Source organism: Brevibacillus fortis, from assembly GCF_003013395.1.
Taxonomy (GTDB): Bacteria; Bacillota; Bacilli; order Brevibacillales; family Brevibacillaceae; genus Brevibacillus; species Brevibacillus fortis.
Window position 1 is genome coordinate 39,466 of sequence record NZ_PXZM01000048.1, and the last position, 16,559, is coordinate 56,024.

Below are 16,559 nucleotides of genomic sequence, written 5' to 3' on the forward strand. Positions count from 1 at the left end.
AAAATTCAAACTAAACAATTTTAGGGAGGCTATACAAATGGTAAAAATGTATTATGAAGCGGACGTAAAACAAGAGGTACTGCGTGGTAAAACAATCGCAATCATCGGCTACGGCAGCCAAGGTCATGCACAAGCACAAAACCTGCGCGACAGTGGTTATAAAGTAGTAGTAGGTCTTCGTCCAGGGAAATCATGGGATGTTGCAGCAAAAGACGGATTTGAAGTACTGACAGTAGCAGAAGCAACCAAACGCGCTGACGTGGTTCAAATCCTGATGCCAGATGAGCGTCAAGCACAAGTATACCGCGACGAGATCGCGTCAAACCTGAAATCCGGCGCTGCACTGTGCTTCTCTCACGGATTCAACATTCACTACGCGCAAATCGTGCCACCAGCTGATGTAGACGTAATCATGTCTGCTCCAAAAAGCCCTGGTCACCTGGTTCGCCGCGTATACCAAGAAGGCTTCGGCGTACCTGGTTTGATCGCGATCTACCAAGATGCGACAGGCAACGCGAAAGATCTCGCACTCGCCTATTCCAGCGGTATCGGTTGCACAAAAGCTGGCGTAATCGAAACATCTTTCCGTGAAGAGACAGAAACAGACCTGTTCGGTGAGCAAGCAGTATTGTGCGGTGGCGCAAGCGAGCTGGTAAAAGCAGGCTTCGATACATTGGTTGAAGCAGGTTATGCTCCTGAGATCGCCTACTTCGAGTGCTTGCATGAGTTGAAGCTGATCGTTGACCTGATGTACGAGGGTGGCTTGGCTCGTATGCGCTACTCCATCAGTGACACGGCTGAGTACGGTGACTACAGCATAGGTCGTCGCATCATCACAGATGAGACTCGCAAAGAAATGAAAAAAGTACTGACGGAAATCCAAGACGGTACATTTGCTCGCAATTGGATCTTGGAAAACCAAGCAAACCGTCCTGGCTTCACTTCCCGCCGTCGTCTGGAATCCGAGCATGGTATCGAGGTAGTAGGGGAGCAGCTGCGTGGCATGATGTCTTGGATCAACAAAGAAGAGAAAAAAGAAGAAGCGAAAATCGGCCAATAATTGGCGCGTAAAAAACTCATATATAATGTAGGGAAAAATGTGGAGGTGAAAAGTTCATGCGTACCATTGAGATTTTTGATACGACACTGCGCGATGGGGAGCAGTCTCCGGGCGTCAATATTAGCACGAACGAAAAGGTGGAGATTGCCCTTCAACTCGAGAAGCTGGGCGTAAACAGAATGGAGGCGGGCTTCGCTGCTGCCTCCCCTGGTGACCAAAAGTCTGTGGCGGAAGTTGCAAAACGGGTGAAGAATGCAACCGTCGTCAGCCTGGCTCGTGCCGTTAAAGACGACATGGATAAGGCATACGAAGCGCTTCGCAACGCACAAAACGCTTCCCTCCACGTCTTTCTCGCAACATCTCCGATTCACCGCCAGTTCAAGCTGAACATGAGCAAGGAAGAAGTCCTTGCTCGGGCAGTGGAAGCAGTTACTTATGCGAAAAAGTACTTTAAGGAAGTCCAGTTTTCCGCAGAGGATGCTGCGCGTACCGAAATCGACTTTTTGGCAGAGGTTGTAGAGGCGGTTATCAAGGCAGGGGCTACCACAGTAAATATTCCAGATACGGTGGGCTACATGACGCCGTATCAATACGGAAACATTTTCCGTGAGCTCAAAAAACGGGTACCTTCTACTGATCTCATTCGTCTGAGCTGCCATTGCCACGATGACCTCGGGATGGCGGTCGCCAACAGTCTCGCGGCTGTCGAGGGTGGAGCTACGCAAGTCGAGGGCACCATCAATGGAATCGGAGAGCGCGCCGGAAATGCTGCGCTGGAAGAAGTGGCGCTTGCATTGGAGACGCGCAAGGATTACTACCAGGCGACGACCAAGCTGAATTTGAAAGAAATCGCACGGACCAGCCAGCTGGTGAGCCGTTTGACAGGGATGATCGTGCCAGGAAATAAAGCAGTCGTGGGGGCAAATGCTTTCGCGCACGAATCCGGTATTCACCAGGATGGTGTGTTAAAAGAAGTCACCACGTACGAAATTATCCGTCCGGAATCGGTTGGCTTCAAGTCAAACAAACTGGTTCTTGGCAAGCACTCTGGGCGCCATGCTTTCAAGGAAAAGCTGATAGATCTGGGCTATCACCTGGAGCAGGAAGAAGTAAACGCGGCGTTTGCAGCATTCAAGGTGCTGTGCGACAAGAAAAAAGAAATCAGCGATGACGACATCCTCGCATTGGTCGACTCCAAGATGGTTCGCGGACCTGAAGCGTTCCAGCTGGAATCCATCCAGCTCGCTTACGGCAATATTTCCGTTCCGACAGCGAGTGTGCGACTGGTTCGTGCCGACGGATCGGTATGCGAAGAAGCCGCATGTGGAAATGGATCAGTTGATTCCATCTACAAAGCGATTGACCGCGCTACCGGAGAAGAAGTATCTCTTGTCGATTACAAAATCCTTTCTGTTACTCACGGGCAAGATGCTTTGGGTGAAGTATTCGTCCGTCTACAACAGGACGATCTGATCGTAACAGGTCGCGGTGTGAGTACAGATGTACTGGAAGCTAGCGCCATTGCCTATGTAAGGGCAGTCAACAAGATCATGGAGCGGCGTGGCGAGCCTGCACCCGTCAGTGCAACGATATAAAGATAGGTCAAATGTGGATAGGATCATAGGAACCAGCAGCGTTCGGAAACCATTACGTATAGAAAAGCGGGATAAACGATGAAGAAAAACTATCGCATCGCCGTTCTTCCTGGAGACGGTATCGGACCAGAAATCATGCAGGAAGCGGTTAAAGTCCTTACACTCGTAGGGGAACAGGAAGGTGTCACTTTTACTTGCGAAGAAGGCCGGATCGGTGGTATCGCGATCGATACGGATGGAACACCGTTGCCAGAAGCAACCGTAACGCTGGCAAAGCAAGCGGATGCTGTGCTCTTGGGAGCCGTTGGCGGGCCGAAATGGGATCAGAATCCGGGGCATCTTCGTCCAGAGACAGGGCTACTCGGCATTCGTAAAGCGCTTGGTCTGTTTGCGAACATTCGCCCAGCTACCATGCACAGCTCTCTGGTCGATGCTTCGTCTCTCAAGCCAGAAGTCGTTTCTGGCGTTGACTTGATCGTTGTACGTGAACTGACCGGGGGTATTTATTTCGGTGAGAAAAAACGCTACGACGGTCCAAACGGTGAAGTCGCAGAAGATCAGTGCATTTATCATGAAGCGGAAATCGAGCGAATCATTCGAGTCGGCTTCGACATTGCACGCAAACGCCAAAAGCGTCTCGTATCTGTAGATAAGGCAAACGTCCTCGAAAGCTCCCGCCTCTGGCGCAAGGTAGCCGAGCGAGTAGCGGCTGACTATCCAGATGTAGAGCTGACTCACCAGCTCGTTGACTCTTGCGCGATGCAGCTCGTACGTGAACCAAAACAGTTTGACGTCATCGTGACGGAAAACATGTTTGGCGACATCTTGAGCGATCAGGCAGCGATGCTGACTGGTTCGATTGGGATGCTATCCTCGGCGAGCCTGGCAGCAGGTAGCTTTGGCCTGTATGAACCGGTTCACGGCTCTGCCCCTGATATTGCTGGAAAAGGCATTGCCAATCCGCTGGCAACCATTCTGTCCGTAGCGATGATGCTTCGTCTCTCGCTCGGTATGGATGAAGCGGCGGCAGCAGTGGAAAACGCAGTTTGGTCCGTACTGGAAGCAGGCCATCGCACTGGCGATATCGCGGCAGACAGAAGTAAAGCGATTGGTACAGTCGAAATGGGCCAACTGGTTCGCGACGAGCTGTCCAAACAGTGGCAAAAACAATAACGTAGACACAAAAATAAACCCTGCCAAAGTCCTTCGGGTGCTTTGGCAGGGTTTTCCCTCTTTATACGGTTTATCCAATAGTGATCTTTCCTTTTGGATAACGGAAGTATTCCTTTTGCTTGCGTTGCGCGAGGGCAAAGGCAATCGTGAGTGGCCCCAAGCGACCGGCAAACATCGTCATAACGATTAACGCTTTACCGATGGGAGTAAGGTTTGGGGTCAGCCCCATAGATAGTCCAGTCGTAGCAAACGCAGAAGTGACCTCGAACAGGACCATCTCAAAGCGCGCAGTTGTCTCTGTAATGGAAAGCACCATCGTCATGACAAGGACAAGGAACAAGGCGATCATCGTCAATGTCAGCGATTTGTAGACCATGTGTGGCAAGATGCGTTGCCGGAAGAAGATGACATCTTCTTTTCCTTTAATTTGGGCGACAACAGCACCAATCAGTGTGGCAAATGTCGTGGTCTTGATACCGCCACCCGTCGATCCTGGAGAAGCACCGATGAACATCAGTATAATAATGAGGAAAAGCGACGACTGATACATATCCCCGATATTCAATGTGTTTGAACCTGCCGTACGAGGTGTAACCGATTGATAAAAGGAGCCGAGCACTTTGCCCATCATGGATAGGGGCTGCAATGTTTTCGGATTGTTATACTCCAAAATGAAAATAAGCACAGTACCTGCCGTAATCAATAGACCGGTTGTTGTCAGTACGACTTTCGTATGTAATGACAAGCGGCGGTTATGACGATAATCGTATAGCTCACTCACAACGATGAAACCAATACCGCCAAGAATGATCATCAAACAGACGACGAGATTAACCAGTGGATCCGCTACATAGGCTGTCAAGCTGGCGAATTCGCCCATCAAGTCAAACCCAGCGTTATTAAAGTTGGAAATCGCATGAAAAAAGCCAAAGTAGATCGCTTTTGACAGAGGAAAGTCAAAGGCAAAACGAATAGAGAGAAGCACTCCACCTATAAACTCGGTGAGGGCAGTAAAAACCAAGATCATTTTGGCTAAACGTACGACACCTTCTATTGATATCTGATTGAGCGATTCTTGCAGGATGAGCCGTTCACGCAATGAGATTTTTTTACGCATAATCAGTGCGAAGAAGGTAGCGAACGTCATAAAACCGAGACCGCCAATTTGAATGAGCGACAAAATGACGAGTTGACCAAAGGTAGTGAAAGTCGTCCCGGTATCGACGACAACCAAGCCTGTTACACACGTAGCAGAGGTGGCCGTAAACAAGGCATCAAGCCAATTCAGGCCAAGTCCATCAACCGTAGCGATCGGGAGTGTCAAAAGCAGCGCTCCCAAGAAAATAATCAAGGCAAACCCAAGAACAAGCGTTTTTGGTGGATCAAGGTGAAGTTTTTCTACGATTTTTTTAATCATAGCAGGTTATACCTCGGCTTTTTTCGAGTCTAGTGTATGGGAAGGAGGGAAATCCATCTCTTAGTATGGCATTTCCCTTGGAAAACTTACCGAAGAAGAGCAGCACCCAATCGGTGAAGCCAATGTTTCAACTCTCGTTCCTCCAGTGGAGCGAGCGGGAAACGGACAGCCGGGCAGCGCATAATGTCGGCTGGCTCATCCGCTACGCGAAAAGCATGGCCGCCTGTCAGCTCGAGACCTTCCTCCCGAAGGATGGCGACGACTCTTTCTTCCTGTTCGGTTGCTCTTGCGGTTGGCGTGCCCCATTTGATCCACGTATTTAAGCCCCCTGCAATGGGGTACATTCGTGCGTGATCAGGGAGTGCCTGGCGTTTTTCTTGCCACAGTCGCAGGAAGCGGGTCTGGAACAGGGCGCGTCGATCTGCTAGAAACTCTTCGTAAAACCATGGATCATCGAGAAGTTGGACGGCTGCCTCTACGACGAGGAGGGAAGGCTCTGCTCCGGTCATGGAAACGAGCTGACTGTATCGTTCCAACTCATCAACCGATAACTCAGAAGGAAGCATCAACACGCCCAATTGCAGGTCGCGAGCCAGTGTTTTGGACAACGAATGCAAATAGTAGACCTCGACAGGGCTTTTCGCCTTTACAGCCATGTGGTACAGCGGAACGCTCGGCTCTTCAAACCAGAGGTCGCCATAATGATCGTTTTCAATCAGACGTACATTGTGATTCTGTGCCCATTCGAGCAGCTCTTCCTTTCGTTTCAACGAATAGCTGATGCCCGTAGGGAATTGATAATGCGGGTTAATCAACAGCCAATTGGCAGGGTAATGCTCCTGTTCTTCATTAAGGGCTTGAATACAAACGCCTTCTTCATCCATGCGAATCGGCCGAACCGTAATACCACATTGGCTTAGCAGACGCAGGAATACGGGATAACTGTACTCCTCCACATAGACAACATCACGCGCATTCATGACGCGCTGTGCTAGAAAGGCGAAGCCGCTCGTGCTTCTGTTAAAAAGCAGTAGGCGTTCAGGTGAGTGGGGCAGTCCCCTGCGGCTGAGATGATCAGCGAAAACCTTGGCCGCCTGCGTTCGCATGATTTTCTTTTTCGCTGCCGGTTCGTCTAATACTGTCAGGCTCTCATAAAAAGCTCCCCGCAATCGTTTGACCAGCTCTTCGCTTGGGCGGGGGGAAGAGTCAGCCAGCGAAGCGATCGGGATATCGGTCAGAGGGAGACGATTTTCCAAACGAGCTTCTTTGGCAAGCTGCGTCAAGTAATAGCCTTTGCCATGCACAGCTTCCAGCCAACCTTCCAACGCAAGATGATCGTATGCTTTTTTGACTGTCTCCAACGAGCAGCCGCTAATTGTTTTCATATCTCGTAGCGATATCAATTGTTGTCCATCTACAAGAAAGGCACCACGGAGAATCGCTGTTTTTAATTGATCAGCGAGTTGTACATAGATCGGTGTGTGCGATTGTTTGTGGAAATGAAAAGAAAAATAAGGGCTCTCTGGCATTCGCGCACGCCTCCTTGTCTGTCGAAAAATAGCAGTCATCAGCATTATATAGGAAAGAGAAGCATCTCGGGTATAGGGAGTGAAGAAATTGTTGCCGGAACGACGAAGGTATTGAAAACCTGAACATGGTATCATGAGAAGAGTACATATTGAAGGAAATGAGGAAATTACGGATGAGCACGCAGGAACATAAGGCGCTATCGCCCAAACAAGTCACATGTATGGTCATTACCGTTTCCGATACCCGGACAGAGGATACAGATAAAAGCGGACAGTTAATGAAGGAGCTTCTCACTGAAGCTGGTCACAGCGTTGCCCTTTATCAAATTGTAAAGGACGAGCCTGTACAGGTCATTGCGGCGATCGAAGCGGGAATGGCACATGACGACGTTCAAGTCATTCTCCTCAACGGCGGTACTGGCATTTCGCCAAGAGACAATACCTTTGAGGCCGTTTCGGGCTTGCTCGATAAGGAAATGCCGGGATTTGGCGAGCTGTTTCGGATGTTGAGCTTTACAGAAGACATCGGTTCAGCAGCGATGCTCAGTCGTGCGATTGCAGGGACACGGATGGGGAAGATGATTTTTTCCACGCCAGGCTCGACAGGTGCAGTGCGGCTGGCGATGAATCGGTTGATCGTGCCAGAGCTGGGGCATGTGGTGCGCGAATTAAACCGGTAACGATTTGCCGTTACTAGCCTCGTATGGTACTGTTACGAAAGGAAAAAGATCGGTCAGATCATGAACCATCGATTGCAGATGGTTTTTTGGTGCCGAATTTTGCAAGGAGAGTAGACCCATCCATGAAGATTTTACTATCGACGTTAAATGCCAAGTTTATTCACTCCTCACTTGCTTTGCGTTATTTGCGAAGCTATGCCCAGGAAGCATTTCCTTCCATTGAGCTGGTGGAGTATACCATCAACGATGTGACGTTAAATATAGTAGCAGACATACACAAGCGTAAGCCTGATGTCATTGCTTTTTCCTGTTATATCTGGAACATTCGCGAGACGCTCAGTGTCATTCGCACGCTGAAAAAGATTTGCCCTGATGTTCCGATTATCCTCGGGGGACCAGAAGTGACCTACGATGCGGACGAATGGATGAAGAAGCATCCTGAAATCGATGTCATCTGCATTGGTGAAGGGGAGCAGACCTTCTTGGAGCTGTTGCAGGTGTATCAGGAATCGTTGCAAACCAAGCAACCTCCACGCCTGCGTGATGTAGCCGGAATCGCTTATCGCGAAGAGGAGTATGTACGTTTTTCCATGCCGCGTGCGCAAGTGGAAGAGATGGATAGCATTCCTTCGCCATACGCAGACCATCTGGACGAGCTGAACAACCGCGTCGTTTATTTTGAGGCATCCCGTGGCTGTCCGTTCAAATGCCAATACTGTCTGTCTTCGATTGAAGACGGCGTACGCTATTTCAGTCTGGAACGAGTAAAAGAAGATCTCATGCGTTTGATCAATCACGGAGTCAAAACGATCAAGTTCGTGGATCGCACGTTTAACATCAATAAAAAATATGCGTTGGAGATCTTTCAGTTTTTGATCGACAACCACAATGGCACGATCTTTCAATTCGAAATCACGGCAGATATTTTGCGTGCAGACGTACTTGATTTCTTGACTGAGAACGCACCGCCGGGCATTTTCCGCTTCGAGATTGGTGTTCAGTCCACGAATGATGAGACCAACCGCCTTGTTCAGCGGATTCAGCGCTTCGATCGTCTCTCGCGTACGGTAACACAGATCAAGGATTCGAAAAAAATCGATCAGCATCTGGACTTGATCGCAGGTTTGCCTGAGGAAGATTATGCATCATTCCGTAAAACCTTCAATGACGTGTTTGGTCTACGCCCGGAAGAGCTTCAGCTCGGCTTTTTGAAAATGCTGCGTGGGACAGGTGTTCGTGCGCGTGCGGCTAATCACGGCTATGTTTTTATGGATGAGGCTCCTTACGAAATTCTGGGGAACAACGTCCTTTCCTTTGAGGACATGCAAAAAATCAAGCGTGTAGAAGACATTCTGGAAAAGTACTGGAATGCGCACCGGATGGACTATACAGTGGAGTGGCTGTTGGCGAATCAGTTCGAAACGGCTTTTGACTTCTTCCAGACATTTGGCGACTATTGGGAAAATCAAGGCTGGAGCCGTATCGGTCATCAATTAGAGGATTTGTTCATGCGTTTGCAGAAGTTTTTGCAGGTCCAGCAAGTGGACGGTATGGGGCATGTAACCAGCATGATGAAATTCGATTTCCTACGCAACCAGAAGCATCGCCCGCGCAAGCTGTGGTGGGAGGATCTCATGGACAAGGAAGAGATGCAGCAGACGTTCGCTGTCCTAACCGAGCAGCGTGAGCGCCTCCGCAATGATTTTGCGGCACATGCTGCCTTGGAAAAAGATTATTTCAAGCACACGCTGACGGCCAAGGTGACCTTTGACATTGAAAAATGGTTGGAGACCGGTGAGCTTGTCGAGGGAGATTTTACACTCGTCGTGTATTATCCGTACAAAGATGAAGAACAAAATGCTTTTGCTGTCGTCAAACAGGACGTCCAAGCAGTAGGCTAAACCACTGGATTTCAGATGAGTCGGGAGGAGGAGACGCAGATGAACGCAAGGGAGTATACAGAGGCCGTCGAGGAACGGTTTCGTGCAAAAGGTGATTCAAATGAGGCTGGCCCAATGGCGCAGTACATGAAAAATCATTTTCCTTTTCTGGGGATAAAATCACCACAGCGCAAAGAACTGACCAAACTAATCTTTCGAGATTATGGTGTACCCGAAAACTGGGAGCAGGTCGTTCGTTCCTTGTGGGCTTTGCCCGAGCGAGAGTATCAGTACGTAGCGCTTGACGTGCTCGAGAAGTCCAAAAAGCGTCTCACCTCCGACCATCTACCGTTCGTTGTTGAACTCATCACGACAAAATCGTGGTGGGATACCGTGGATTATTTGGCTTCCCATACAACGGGCAGATTGTTTGCCTTGCATCCCGAACTGATCGAACCGAACACAACAGCGTGGATGGATGGAACAAACATGTGGCTGCAACGAACGGCGATTTTATTTCAGTTGTCGTACAAGGACAAGACAGACCAGCGGCTGCTCTTTTCCTTGGTGGAAAGGTGCACGGATTCCAACGAGTTTTTTATTCAGAAGGCAATCGGCTGGGCGTTGAGAGAGTATGCGAAAACAAATCCCGACGCCGTACGTGATTTTGTAGAAGCGACGCCACTCGCGAGTCTGTCCAGACGTGAGGCGCTCAAGCATCTATCAAGATAGTCGTCTGGCATATCTGTGCTTGATAAAATACGTAAATCTATTGCAAAATAAACAAGTACCTTTTTTGAGGTTCATACGTAATACATAGAGTCAGATATCGTGCGATGCCATAGCTGCTAGTATGTCAAGAAAACCGCACTGTGGCAAGGATAGGGGATTTTGCCTCATGGAAGTCGACCTGCTGATGTCAATCATAGAGCAATACGGCTATGTAGCGATTTTTTTCCTGCTTTGGCTGGGGATTGTAGGTTTGCCGATTCCCGATGAGCTGGTTGTTGCTACAGGAGGATTTCTTGCCTCCATCGGCGTGTTAAACCCTTGGTATTCTTTTTTGGCGGGATACTTAGGGGTTGCCTCCGGATTGACGATTGGCTTTTTACTTGGAAAGTATTTTGGGAAACCAATATTGCAATGGCTGTGCAAAACCGAGAAAATGAGGAACGCCGTTAATCGATCAACGGGCTTGCTGGAGAAATACGGTACTACTGCTCTTTGCATTAGCTACTTATTTCCGGTTGTCCGTCATGTCGTACCTTATTTGGTCGGGCTGGGCGGTATGACGTTCCGGCGATATGCGATGCTGTCTTATCCGATCGGTTTGGTTTGGACCATCGCCTTTTACTTTCTCGGCCATGTATTCGGTAATAACGTGGAAGCGATTATCGAGGTCATCCGTAAATACGGTTTCTACGCTTTGCTGGTGATCGTGGTTGTTTTGGGTGTGGTATTCTTCGTACGCAAGCAGTTTATGGGAAATCGGGCATATCGGGCAAAAGGAGAATAAGAAATGTACCATCAACAATTAGCTGCCCATCGCCGCAATTTCGTGCTGGTGCTAATCATAAGCTGGGCCCTCCTCTTGGTAGGATATTTCAATTCGAATGTCTGGGTGCTGGCGGCAGGGGCTTTACTGCTGAATGGCTATGCTTATTTCCTGATGCAGGCAGACAAGCGTCTGGCGAAAGAAAAAGGTTTTCGGATTCCGGAACTAAGCCTTTTGTTGGTCGCAATTTTAGGAGGAGGGATCGGGGCGCTTGAGGGTATGCTCATTCAACGGCATAAGACCAAGCATGCCTCTTTTCTCATCCTGCTTCCACTCTTTTGCATCGCGCAAATCTTGCTAGTCATTTGGTTAACGCAACTATATTTGGATAAAAGTCTCGTGTCGTAGGTGGCACGGGATTTTCTTTTTGGAAAGGTGATTTTCTTATTTGAAAATTCGGCCTATAATAGGGGTTAACGACAGAACAAGCCGAGGAGGTAGCTATGTCTCAATCAAGCCCCCTAACGAAAGCGTATGCACAGCAATTGGATGCACAGGATGAACTCGCGAGCTATCGCGAAGAGTTTTATTTGCTTCCGAGCCTGTATTTGGATGGAAACTCGCTTGGCCTCATGTCAAAAAGAGCGGAAAAAAGCATGATGGACATGATGCAATCTTGGAAAGAGCTAGGTGTGGAAGGATGGACAACGGGTAGTCATCCATGGTTTTTCTACTCGGAGAAATTGGGAGAGATGAGCGCAGCACTTGTAGGGGCAAGCCCCGAAGAAGTGATCGTAACGGGGTCTACGACGATCAACCTGCATCAACTGGCAGCTACCTTCTATCATCCGGTTGGGAAGAGGACGAAGGTGATCGCGACCGATCTGGATTTCCCTACCGATATATACGCACTCCAGAGTCAAATCAAGCTCCATGGACTGAACCCGGAAGAGCATTTGGTTCGGGTAGCGTCAAGAGATGGTCGCCTGATCGAGGAAGAGGACATTATCAATGCGATGTCGGATGAAGTAGCACTGGTAGTCCTTCCGACGGTCCTGTATCGCAGCGGCCAGCTGCTAGATATCGAACGGTTGACAGCAGCCGCACATGAGCGAGGCATTCTCATCGGTTTTGACGGATGCCACTCTGTAGGAGCGATCCCGCATTCCTTCAGCAAATGGGGAGTGGACTTTGCCTACTGGTGCAACTACAAATACGTAAATGCAGGGCCCGGAGGAGTGGGCAGCCTCTATGTCAACCGCAAGCACTTTGGCAGGGCTCCGGGATTGGCAGGATGGTTCAGTTCGAAAAAGGATAAGCAATTTGACATGGAACATACGCTGGATGCATGCGAAAATGCGGGTGCTTACCAGATTGGTACCCCACATATGCTGAGTCTCGCCCCGCTGCTTGGTTCATTGGAGATGTTTCAGGAGGTGTCCGTGCAAAAGCTTCGTGCCAAGTCACTCGGCTTAACGCGGTTCATGATGGATTTGATCGAGGTGGAGCTGGCAGACATGGGCTTTACGATCGCGAACCCACAGCAGGATGATCGCCGAGGTGGGCATGTCAGCCTTGAGCACGACGAAGCCATACGTATATGCAAGGCCTTGAAGGAAGCAGGTATTATTCCTGACTTCCGTGCACCGAACATCATCCGGTTAGCCCCTGTTGCTTTCTATACGACTTATACAGAGGTTTGGGAAAGTGTCCAGATCTTAAAGACGATTATGCAAGAGAAGAGCTACGAGAAATTTGAAAACAAACGTGAGGTAGTTGCTTAACAGGTCCGACTTAGGTTGGACCTGTTTTTCTGTTTGAATAGGCCCTTGCCGGGATTTTCTTTCCATAATTGGGCACACTAGCCGTACCTGTAGGCAGGATACATTCCAGGGATAAGGGTGAGCAGGGTGAGCCAGTTTTTTCAAGCATGGCAAAAAAGAAAAGAAGCCCTCCAGTCAAAAGCGTTGGAGCAGTACTCCGTCGAGAGCATGGAAAGCGTATCGGATGTCACGCTCACGACAAATGTAGAAGAAAACATTCAATTGATTGAAGCGCAGTTTGGAAAGTGTGACGATCTCGTCGTTCGTCGTTTTCAAACGAAGTCGAAGGCTCAAGCCGCTATCGTTTTTATAGATGGCATGGTGGATCGCAATGTCATCAGTGATTTTATTATTCGCTATATGACAACTCCCGATATCACCTATCATGATCCGGCGACAAATGAGCTGGATTTGACAGACAAACTGAGGCAGATTGTCCGAAATATTTTGTCTGGATGTGCGGTACTGATCATCGATGGGTGTCGAAATGCTTACTTGAACAACACGAGAGGATGGGACAGGCGTTCGGTGGAAGAGCCTCAGACGGAATCAGTCGTTCGAGGACCCCGGGATGGTTTTTGTGAGACGTTGTGCGTGAATTCAGCGCTGATCCGCTTCCGCTTGAAGGACCCTAATCTCAGAGTGCGTCATATGGTTGTCGGCGAACGTACACAGACTGACATTTACGTCATGTACATCGACGGCATTGCGTATCCCCCGATAGTGGAGGAAGTGATTGCGCGAATTGAGAGTGTTCATGTGGATTCTGTGCTGGAGAGTGGTTACATCGAACAAATGATCCAGGATCGGAGATGGTCTCCATTTCCGCAGATTCAAAACACGGAGCGCCCTGACAAAGTAGTGGCCAATCTCTTGGAAGGGAAGGTAGGCATTCTGGTAGACGGGACACCGTTTGGTTTGATTGCCCCGGCTGTATTTTCGCAGTTTTATCAGAGTCCCGAGGATTATTACGAGCGATTTTACATCGCGACCTTGATTCGTTTCATTCGGATTATCAGTATCAGCATCGCCTTGATGCTTCCGTCTCTTTATATCGCTTTTAGCGCGTTCCATCCGGAGATGATTCCTTCTCGACTGGTCATTGCTATGGCGGCAGGACGATCTACCGTTCCATTCCCTTCATTAGTCGAAGCCCTGTTTATGGAGTTGGCCATTGAGATATTGAGGGAAGCAAGTGTGAGGCTGCCGGGTCCAATAGGTCCTACGATTGGGATTGTTGGAGCACTCGTGGTCGGGGAAGCGGCGGTAACTGCTGGGCTTGTCAGTCCTGTCATGGTAATCATCGTAGCTGTAACGACAATCGGTTCGTTCGCATCGCCTAGCTACAGTGCAGCGATTGCCATTCGTATGCTCCGCTTTCCCGTTATGATCTTGGCAGGGATGTTTGGTCTTTACGGTATTATGCTGTTTTTGATCGTCATCCTCATCCACTTGTCTTCATTGAAATCGTTTGGAGTACCCTATATGAGCCCACTTAGTCCGCTCAACCTGAATGGAATGAAGGACTTGTTCATAAGGGTACCCCATCATCTATTTAAAACAAGGCCGATGATGTTTCATGTCCAAGATAAAATCCGGATCAGAGAGGAGGATAACCCGAAATGAACAGGAGGGAGGGGCACGGCTGGCACCAGACTCTATCGATGTGGCAGCAAATTTGTCTCATCACAAGTACCTTAATCGGTGTCGGCGTGTTGACCCTTCCTCGTACAACCAGTTCGAAATTATTTGAGGCAGGCTGGATCGCCCCCCTTATTGGCTCTGCAGGTGCGTTTGTTTCCTTATGGTTGATTGTCAAATTGAGCAAGCGTTACCCAGGCGAAACATTTATTGAATACAGTCACAAGGTATGGGGATCCGCCAGACGGCCTTGGGTTGGCAAGGTATTCAGCCTCCCTTGGATTTGTACCTATCTGGTCTACCTGTATTTCTCCACGGCTGTCGTTTCGCGGGTATTTGGTGAAGTGGTAGTAACTTCCGTACTTTTGCAGACTCCGTTGGAAGTTATACTCATCACGATGTTTTTGCTGGTACTATTTTTGTGCATGCATGAGGTGGAAGTAGTAGCGCGGGTGAACGAGCTGCTATTTCCCTTTATCATCCTACCTCTTCTCTTCATCGCGATTGCGTCGTTTCAAAAAGCGGAATTTGGGAATCTCCTGCCGATCAATCATGTGTCGATGCGTTCAACGGCGGAGGGAGTATACGAGGGGATCTATTCTTATTCCGGTTTTGAAATCATGTTCGTCTTTTTCGCTTATGCAAATCAAAACACGAACAAAGAATTAGCGGGATTTTACAGCTTGTTGATTGCAGCACTGCTCTACATGTTAATTGTGGTGGCTGGTATCTCGGTATTCGGATACGAGGAGCTGCAGAGGGTGACATGGCCGACGCTTGAATTGGTCAAGTCGACGCAAGTGCCTGGATTCATTTTGGAACGATTGGAGTCCGCTTTTTTGGCTGTGTGGGTATCGGCTGTTTTTACTACGGTAGCCAATGCGTATTACGCTGTTGTTTATTCACTGAGACAGTTGTTTCGCAAAGGAATCAGGTTTCAAAGAGTCGTGGCTTTTGTCCTTCTCGTCCCGTTATTCTTCTTTTCCCGCATTCCACAAAACATCACAGAAGTATTTAAGTTAGCGTCGTTGTTGGGGTTGTCTAGTCTGGTCATTAATTTGCTCTTCCCGGTCGTTTATTGGGTAGCAATCCTCATCCGTGACATGGTGACTCGACGAGAGGGGCGTAATGTCGATGGGTAAGTTTCTGAGATACTTCGCTCTGTTGATCGTCTGTACAAGCTTGCTTACAGGATGCTGGGACAGGCGTGAATTGGAAGAACGCGCATCGGTATTGGCGATTGCGATTGATCAGGATGAAGACGATGAGAATCTATATAAAATGACTGTCCAAATTCCGATTCCCATCAAAATCGCGGGGAGCAGCGGGAAGGGGGGAGGGAGTGGTGCGGATGCCGTGAAAATCATGAGCGTGACAGGAAGAACGGTGACAGATGCTGCCAACAACCTCCAAATGCGGCTGAACCAACGATTGTTTCTTGGACATACGCGTATTCTTGCCTTGAGTGAGGAGATCGCTAGAAAGGGAATTCAAGACATCATGGACAGTTTTCGTCGCGAACCGCAAATACGGCGACTCCTGTGGCCGATCGTCGTAAGGGGTAAAGCGTCTACCCTGCTGGAAATCAAGCCGAGGATCGAGCCGATTCCTGTCGTCTTTTTGATGGGGCTGATCGAAAATGGCATGAAATTAGGGAGAATTCCGGACCAAACGTTGGGCGACTATTTCAATCAGACCTCTAATCTTACTATGGAGCCGTTTCTGAATTATGTAGAGGCAAGTAAAAATGAAGTGAGCTGGAAAGGGGTTGCTGTTTTTCGTGGACACAAGATGATGGGGATACTGGATCACCTGCAAACATGGGCATTGATCCAGCTGCGAAATGAAAAACCGGGTGGAGACATTGTGATTGCGTTGCCGAAAACCAAGAACGGATATGTAAGCTTTCGACCGCACTTCGCAAAAAAAAAGGTGACCATTCAAGATGACTTTTCCGCTACCTTTCATTGCGAGCTCCAAGGGGATATTGTCGAACTCACAGAAGACCTGCATATTCCCCCAGAGCAATTCGTCACACAAATGCAGGCGCTGATAAAAAAAGAAATGGAAAACCGCGCAAAGAAGCTTTTGCAGCAATTGCAAAAGCAGTACAATAGCGACATTTTAAAGCTCGGCCTTACACTGCGTGCGAAGCATTATCATGATTACTGGAAGACTCACGACTGGAAGAAAGATTTCAGGGATTTTCCGATTCGCGTCAAATACACAATCAAGCTGCGCCGTCTTGGTATGGAAATGCAATAGG

General features: G+C 48.8%; 14 protein-coding genes. 12 read left to right on the forward strand and 2 right to left on the reverse strand.

The annotated features are described in order from the left end of the window. The first annotated feature begins 37 nt into the window (after positions 1 to 37). From ilvC to leuB, 3 genes are all read left to right on the forward strand, one after another. A complete protein-coding gene (gene ilvC / locus C7R93_RS26305; protein ID WP_106841562.1) occupies positions 38 to 1,060 on the forward strand; it encodes a ketol-acid reductoisomerase in 1,023 nt (340 codons plus the stop codon). Positions 1,061 to 1,116: 56 nt separating this feature from the next. Then, positions 1,117 to 2,655: a 2-isopropylmalate synthase gene (locus C7R93_RS26310; protein ID WP_106841563.1), complete on the forward strand. Its 1,539-nt coding sequence runs from the start codon at positions 1,117 to 1,119 to the stop codon at positions 2,653 to 2,655. Positions 2,656 to 2,733: 78 nt separating this feature from the next. After that, the gene (leuB, locus tag C7R93_RS26315; protein WP_106841564.1) at positions 2,734 to 3,828 is read left to right on the forward strand and encodes a 3-isopropylmalate dehydrogenase; all 1,095 of its coding nucleotides are present in this window, start codon (positions 2,734 to 2,736) and stop codon (positions 3,826 to 3,828) included. 70 nt (positions 3,829 to 3,898) lie between these two features. On the opposite strand, the gene C7R93_RS26320 is transcribed toward leuB, so the two are convergent. Then, positions 3,899 to 5,245, reverse strand: a complete 1,347-nt coding sequence (locus C7R93_RS26320) for a TrkH family potassium uptake protein (protein ID WP_106841565.1) — start codon at positions 5,243 to 5,245, stop codon at positions 3,899 to 3,901. A gap of 86 nt (positions 5,246 to 5,331) precedes the next feature. Further along, positions 5,332 to 6,774, reverse strand: a complete 1,443-nt coding sequence (locus C7R93_RS26325; protein WP_106841566.1) for an aminotransferase-like domain-containing protein — start codon at positions 6,772 to 6,774, stop codon at positions 5,332 to 5,334. Positions 6,775 to 6,947: 173 nt separating this feature from the next. On the opposite strand from C7R93_RS26325, the gene C7R93_RS26330 reads away from it, so the two are divergent. The 9 genes from C7R93_RS26330 to C7R93_RS26370 all read left to right on the forward strand — a co-directional run bounded on the left by C7R93_RS26330 (position 6,948) and on the right by C7R93_RS26370 (position 16,558). Then, positions 6,948 to 7,454, forward strand: a complete 507-nt coding sequence (locus tag C7R93_RS26330; RefSeq protein WP_106841567.1) for a MogA/MoaB family molybdenum cofactor biosynthesis protein — start codon at positions 6,948 to 6,950, stop codon at positions 7,452 to 7,454. A 122-nt stretch (positions 7,455 to 7,576) separates the two neighbouring features. After that, complete coding sequence (locus tag C7R93_RS26335) at positions 7,577 to 9,355, forward strand: B12-binding domain-containing radical SAM protein (protein ID WP_106841568.1); 1,779 nt, start codon at positions 7,577 to 7,579, stop codon at positions 9,353 to 9,355. A gap of 39 nt (positions 9,356 to 9,394) precedes the next feature. Beyond that, positions 9,395 to 10,066: a DNA alkylation repair protein gene (locus C7R93_RS26340; RefSeq protein WP_106841569.1), complete on the forward strand. Its 672-nt coding sequence runs from the start codon at positions 9,395 to 9,397 to the stop codon at positions 10,064 to 10,066. Between the two features lie 166 nt (positions 10,067 to 10,232). Further along, positions 10,233 to 10,850: a DedA family protein gene (locus tag C7R93_RS26345; RefSeq protein WP_106841570.1), complete on the forward strand. Its 618-nt coding sequence runs from the start codon at positions 10,233 to 10,235 to the stop codon at positions 10,848 to 10,850. Positions 10,851 to 10,853: 3 nt separating this feature from the next. Further along, positions 10,854 to 11,237: a DUF1294 domain-containing protein gene (locus C7R93_RS26350; RefSeq protein WP_106841571.1), complete on the forward strand. Its 384-nt coding sequence runs from the start codon at positions 10,854 to 10,856 to the stop codon at positions 11,235 to 11,237. Between the two features lie 95 nt (positions 11,238 to 11,332). Further along, complete coding sequence (gene kynU / locus C7R93_RS26355) at positions 11,333 to 12,613, forward strand: kynureninase (RefSeq protein WP_106841572.1); 1,281 nt, start codon at positions 11,333 to 11,335, stop codon at positions 12,611 to 12,613. Between the two features lie 126 nt (positions 12,614 to 12,739). Continuing rightward, positions 12,740 to 14,278 (forward strand): spore germination protein, encoded by a 1,539-nt coding sequence (locus C7R93_RS26360; RefSeq protein ID WP_106841573.1) that lies wholly within the window; start codon positions 12,740 to 12,742, stop codon positions 14,276 to 14,278. After that, positions 14,275 to 15,435 carry a GerAB/ArcD/ProY family transporter gene (locus C7R93_RS26365; protein WP_106841574.1) on the forward strand — a complete coding sequence of 387 codons (1,161 nt, stop codon included), beginning with the start codon at positions 14,275 to 14,277 and terminating at the stop codon, positions 15,433 to 15,435. The genes C7R93_RS26360 and C7R93_RS26365 overlap by 4 nt, the downstream gene beginning before the upstream one ends. Next, complete coding sequence (locus tag C7R93_RS26370; protein WP_106841575.1) at positions 15,428 to 16,558, forward strand: Ger(x)C family spore germination protein; 1,131 nt, start codon at positions 15,428 to 15,430, stop codon at positions 16,556 to 16,558. Before C7R93_RS26365 ends, C7R93_RS26370 begins: the two co-directional genes overlap by 8 nt. Position 16,559: the final 1 nt, after the last annotated feature.